The organism is Facklamia sp. P13055 (assembly GCF_050409445.1).
Lineage (GTDB): Bacteria > Bacillota > Bacilli > Lactobacillales > Aerococcaceae > Facklamia.
The window spans coordinates 1-4,602 of sequence record NZ_JBNUPL010000042.1; the positions used below are offsets into that span (position 1 = coordinate 1).

General features: G+C 32.1%; 3 protein-coding genes and 1 pseudogene. 1 reads left to right on the top strand and 3 read right to left on the bottom strand.

Annotated elements, in window-relative coordinates; genetic code table 11:
• Window positions 1-248: phage holin family protein (locus ACQV2O_RS08420; protein ID WP_428875551.1), on the bottom strand; the 248-nt coding region annotated here is incomplete at its 3' end.
• A 191-nt stretch (window positions 249-439) separates the two neighbouring features.
• A complete protein-coding gene (locus tag ACQV2O_RS08425; RefSeq protein WP_428874581.1) occupies window positions 440-1,543 on the bottom strand; it encodes a peptidoglycan amidohydrolase family protein in 1,104 nt (367 codons plus the stop codon).
• Between the two features lie 736 nt (window positions 1,544-2,279).
• On the opposite strand from ACQV2O_RS08425, the gene ACQV2O_RS08430 reads away from it, so the two are divergent.
• Complete coding sequence (locus ACQV2O_RS08430) at window positions 2,280-3,809, top strand: DUF5067 domain-containing protein (RefSeq protein WP_428875550.1); 1,530 nt, start codon at window positions 2,280-2,282, stop codon at window positions 3,807-3,809.
• A 108-nt stretch (window positions 3,810-3,917) separates the two neighbouring features.
• Here ACQV2O_RS08430 and ACQV2O_RS08435 read toward each other — a convergent pair.
• Window positions 3,918-4,106 (bottom strand): annotated as a pseudogene (locus tag ACQV2O_RS08435) (IS3 family transposase); the annotation flags it as partial.
• Window positions 4,107-4,602: the final 496 nt, after the last annotated feature.

Sequence of the window (4,602 nt, forward strand, 5' to 3'; positions counted from 1 at the left end):
TATGTTACTATATAGAATACTATAAAACTTGTAGATATTGACTCAAATCCTAACACCTCAAGTAACGGGCAAACGGAAATCACTAACATAACAACTAGTAGATGCTTTACCAACCCCTGTAATCCTTTTGTAGAATTTGCGATACCACTTAAAAAACTTGTTGCATAGCCAGTAACAAAATCAAAGACTACTAACCAGACAAAAATAACTATGTAAGGATTGTTATTTATTGACTTATAAATAATGATTAATTTTTCTAACTCAAATTAATTATCCATTTAAAATATCCTCTCTATAAAACTAATATTTTTATTTATATTTTTTTATGAATTACCCTATACAGATTACTTTAAAATGAAAGACGCTTATTAGTTAATGTTCACTCGAACACTAATAAGCGTCTTTGTTATAAGATAGTATGTTTCAAAGTTATTATTTTTTAAGATATACTTCCCACCATAGGCCCTACAACTCCATTATTATATGCTCGAATAGGTACATATCTGCGAGTGCCTGAATAAGAAATATAGCTAATCCAAACATGCTTGTTAGTAATATAAACCGAATCATAATAAACAGATTCTCCTGCAGATAAGCTTGCAGCTACAGGTGAATTTTTTTGATAATTATTATAAATATTAACCTCTTGATTCGCAGTAAATCGAGCGCTCTCAGAATATGATTTTACTAGAGTTTCATTACCTGTTGGAGGGATCGGCTGAGGGGTTGGAGTGTTATTTTCAGCACCTCTTAATCGATAACAATGTAATGGACCATTTCCATAATAACCTTCTAAAGGAGTAATAGCTATACCATTTGATCCGTAATTACAATGAATGATTCTATCATTTGAAATAAATACCCCAGTATGTCCGTATTCATTTAATGATCCTCCTTTAACTCCAGCAACAAAGATATCTCCATAACGTGCTTGTGAACGACTAATTGGAATCAATAGTGATCCTTCTTGCTGATAAAGAGTCTCAGTATTTCCTAACCAACTTCCTTGAGGTAGAAATCCACCTGCAATTAGTGCTGAGTATACTGCTGATGAACAATCGTACGAAGTTGGTCCTGTTCTATGATTCATGCTATATGTTACTTTCCCAATTCGATCCATGAACCACTGCACTACAGCATCCAAGTTGTTTTGCTTAGGCGAAGGGGTTGGAGTAGGTTGAGTTCCATCATTCTTGCTGACAATTAGAACATCTCCAGGATGGATTATAGAACTAATTGTCAAACCATTCAAAGAACATAATTCGTCTAATGTTAGACCGAATTTATTAGCAATTCCCCATAAGCTATCACCACTTACCACAGTATATGTTTTAACAGATCCTGAATTGTTTCCATTTCCTCCAGGATTTATTGTCGTGCTGCCTTTCTTAACTATTAGTCGATCACCAGGATGAAGCATGTGATCCGCTGAAAGATTAATAAGTTTTAACAATTCATCAATACTAATTCCAAATTTTTGTGAAATCCCCCAATAGGAATCTCCAGATTGTACGATATAATAAGAATTTGTATCTTGATTCATATTTGTTGATTCTCCTTTAAAATTAATATACTAACGACGAGCGGATGTTTGACTAGCTGTCAATTTTTCCCGCAAACCGTCGGACATTCATAAGCTTCGACAAAAATTTTTGTTGTTTCTTCAGGTTCTTGATGACTAATAAAAAATCCTTAAAAGTCACCTTATATGCAAAATCGTACAACGAATTAATATTCTAATCATAGCAATTTACGACTTCATATTATATTCACTTTAATTGTGTATAGAAATTTACTAGATCTAAACCATTTGTATATGGCCAATTAGTTAAATTAGTTACTGATATACACTGACCAATTTCATATCCACAACGATTTCCATTAATTTCTGGATTACTAGAATTCTAGCAACATCTTCTCAAGACCATCCATATTTAATCAGATAATTGCAAATAATTCTTGCATTGTTTTCCATATCCCACATCCTTACATTTAATTTCAGTCTTTTAATAGCTATTAATTCGACTAACAATAACACGGAGGAAATTAAAAAAAATTAATGGAAATACTATCTTGATTAAAATTTAATTTTTCAACTCTTAAGCTAGACTATTATTATTCATGCTTAATTTTTTGATATTCAATCTAAACTTTATTTTATCAAACAGTAAAAAGTTAATAGTCTCTTCATACGTAATACTTCAATAATTATTAGTGATAAAAAAAGAAGTTTATGTTAAAATATAAATAATAAAATTAAAAATAAAAGGAGCTATATTATGTCAATAAAAAGAAGATTATTATCTACCCTTTCTATCATGTCTCTTGTGGCAGCTAGCTTACCTATATATACCTATGCGCAGGAAACGAGTGAAGCAAACCAAACTGAGGTTGAAACACCAGACAAAGGTCTAAGCTTTACTTATGAAGAAGCCGCTAAAAGAGTGGATGAGGATTTTTATGATCAATACCTCTCTTCATTACATTACTATGGAATAACAGATGAAATGCTAGCAACACTTCCTGAAGGAACAGTTCGTGAAGCAGCCATTCAATATTTAATGGAATTACCGACTGGTGGAGATATCTCCATGCCTTACGCACATTTCAAAAAGTTATATCCGACTTTTGTTTCCATTACACAAACATCTTCAGAGCAGAAAGAACCAAATTCAACAGATAAAGGACTATCCTATACTTATGAAGAAGCAGCTCAAAAAGTAGATCAAGGATTCTACGATGAATATCTATATTCTCTCCATTATTATGGTGTAACAGATGAAATGCTGGCAAAACTTCCAAAAGGCGCTGTGCGTGAAGCAGCTATTCAATACTTAATAAAACTACCGACCGGTGGAGATATTACCATGCCTTACAACAATTTCAAAAAGTTATATCCTGAAATCTTCAGCCAATCAGATTCTAAGCCAAACAATCAGAGCCAAACAGAAAGCGATAATAAAAAAGAGGACTCAATTAAACATGAAAAACTTACTCAGCATTTGAATGAGCAAAGAGTAGATTCTGAAGCTGAGAAAGAAGCTTTACCTCTTAATTACACTTTTGTAAGTGAAACTGGCGAATATACCATTAAATATGTTTCATTATTAGCACCTGCTTCTGCTGGCAATCAAGACCAAGAATTACCAATGCTCGTTGTAAAATATGAATTTGAAAATACTTCTGATCATAAAGTGATGGATTATGCCCACACTTGGGACCAACAGGTTTTCTTCTCTCAATCTCAACAAGATTCAACGATTAAATTAGAACCAGGGAAGTATCAATTAGATCCTAATCAAGAAGTTTTTCCTAAGTATGAAGAAGTAGATTCTGGCGAAAAAACAAGAGTAACTGCTTACTATCAACTAATGGACAGTGAATCGCCTTTAAACATTTCAATTTTAGAAAATGAAACGATTGCTGATTTCGATCTCAACATCGAAGATTTACTGAATCTGCCAAACCAAAGCTCCCTTTATTTAAATGATAGTAACCAAGGCTATCTTTTTGACTTTGATACTATTTATTTATTAAATCCAAGCCAAAACTTAGCGGATCAATTAGAGTTTGAAATTCAAAATCTTTCTGATTTTGAATTGTCCGAAGAAGCTAAACTCCAAATGGCAAAAATCACTGAAAGCCAAACTAATGTTATCAAATTAGAAAATATCAACTACCGTGTAACTGAAGAGGAACAAATTGAAGTCATCAATGAAGATGAGGAAGTCCTGTTGACTCTGCAATCTCAATCAAATTGGGAGACCTTTAAAGACCTTAATGATCAGATGTATCAAATAGTTCAATAATCTTTATTTAGTACTTATACAAAAGAACCTAACTCTTTATAATAATATCCTGCCAAATTTCAATTTAAATGGCTCTATGTCAAATAATGTTGGTAGGGCTTCAGACGACTAACTTCTGTTGGTCGTCTTTTTTGTTAAGCAGATTTTTGTATAAACTGATACTAGATTATGTTTTTTTATCATGCGACCAATTTTTCGTCTTGATAAAGTTATACCCATCTTATTCAGTTCATTTCTTATTCGTCTTGTACCAAAGCTTTTTCTACTCGTATTAAACGTATGTATAATGATAGTTTCTAATTCCGAATCATCTTTTTAAGATTGGTATTCTTTCTTTTTATTGAATCATAATAAGTGCTTCTTGGTATTTTTAGGACTTAGCACATTACTGATACGCAATAGTGAGGAGCATTCTTCTGAATGACTTCTCTTTTCGTTACATGATCAGCGCGGCTTGCTTTAAACTATCATTTTCCACTTTCAATGGTGGATTTTCTTTGCGTAATTTTCATAGCTTTTTTTTATCATCTGTTAGATGATCAACTGTATTGAATGAACCACTATTTTGATGATTCTTCATCTATTTATCTAATACCAGAGATGTTAAATCATACTCTCTAACATTATCGGATTTAGATTTTCCATTTCAAATAATCACACTATTTGAAGTTTAAATTCAGGGATAAATGTTTTTCTTGTTCTTGCCATAATAAAATCGTCTACACTTAATTTAACAATGGGGCTGTATCATAAGTCCATTTTTGCTATAACCTTTAAAATAAGACCCGAGATA

Bases quoted from the DNA above. Each gene is read 5' to 3' on its own strand.
- ACQV2O_RS08425 (WP_428874581.1), bottom strand. From the start codon at position 1,543: ATGAATCAAGATACAAATTCTTATTATATCGTACAATCTGGAGATTCC.
- ACQV2O_RS08430 (WP_428875550.1), top strand. From the start codon at position 2,280: ATGTCAATAAAAAGAAGATTATTATCTACCCTTTCTATCATGTCTCTT.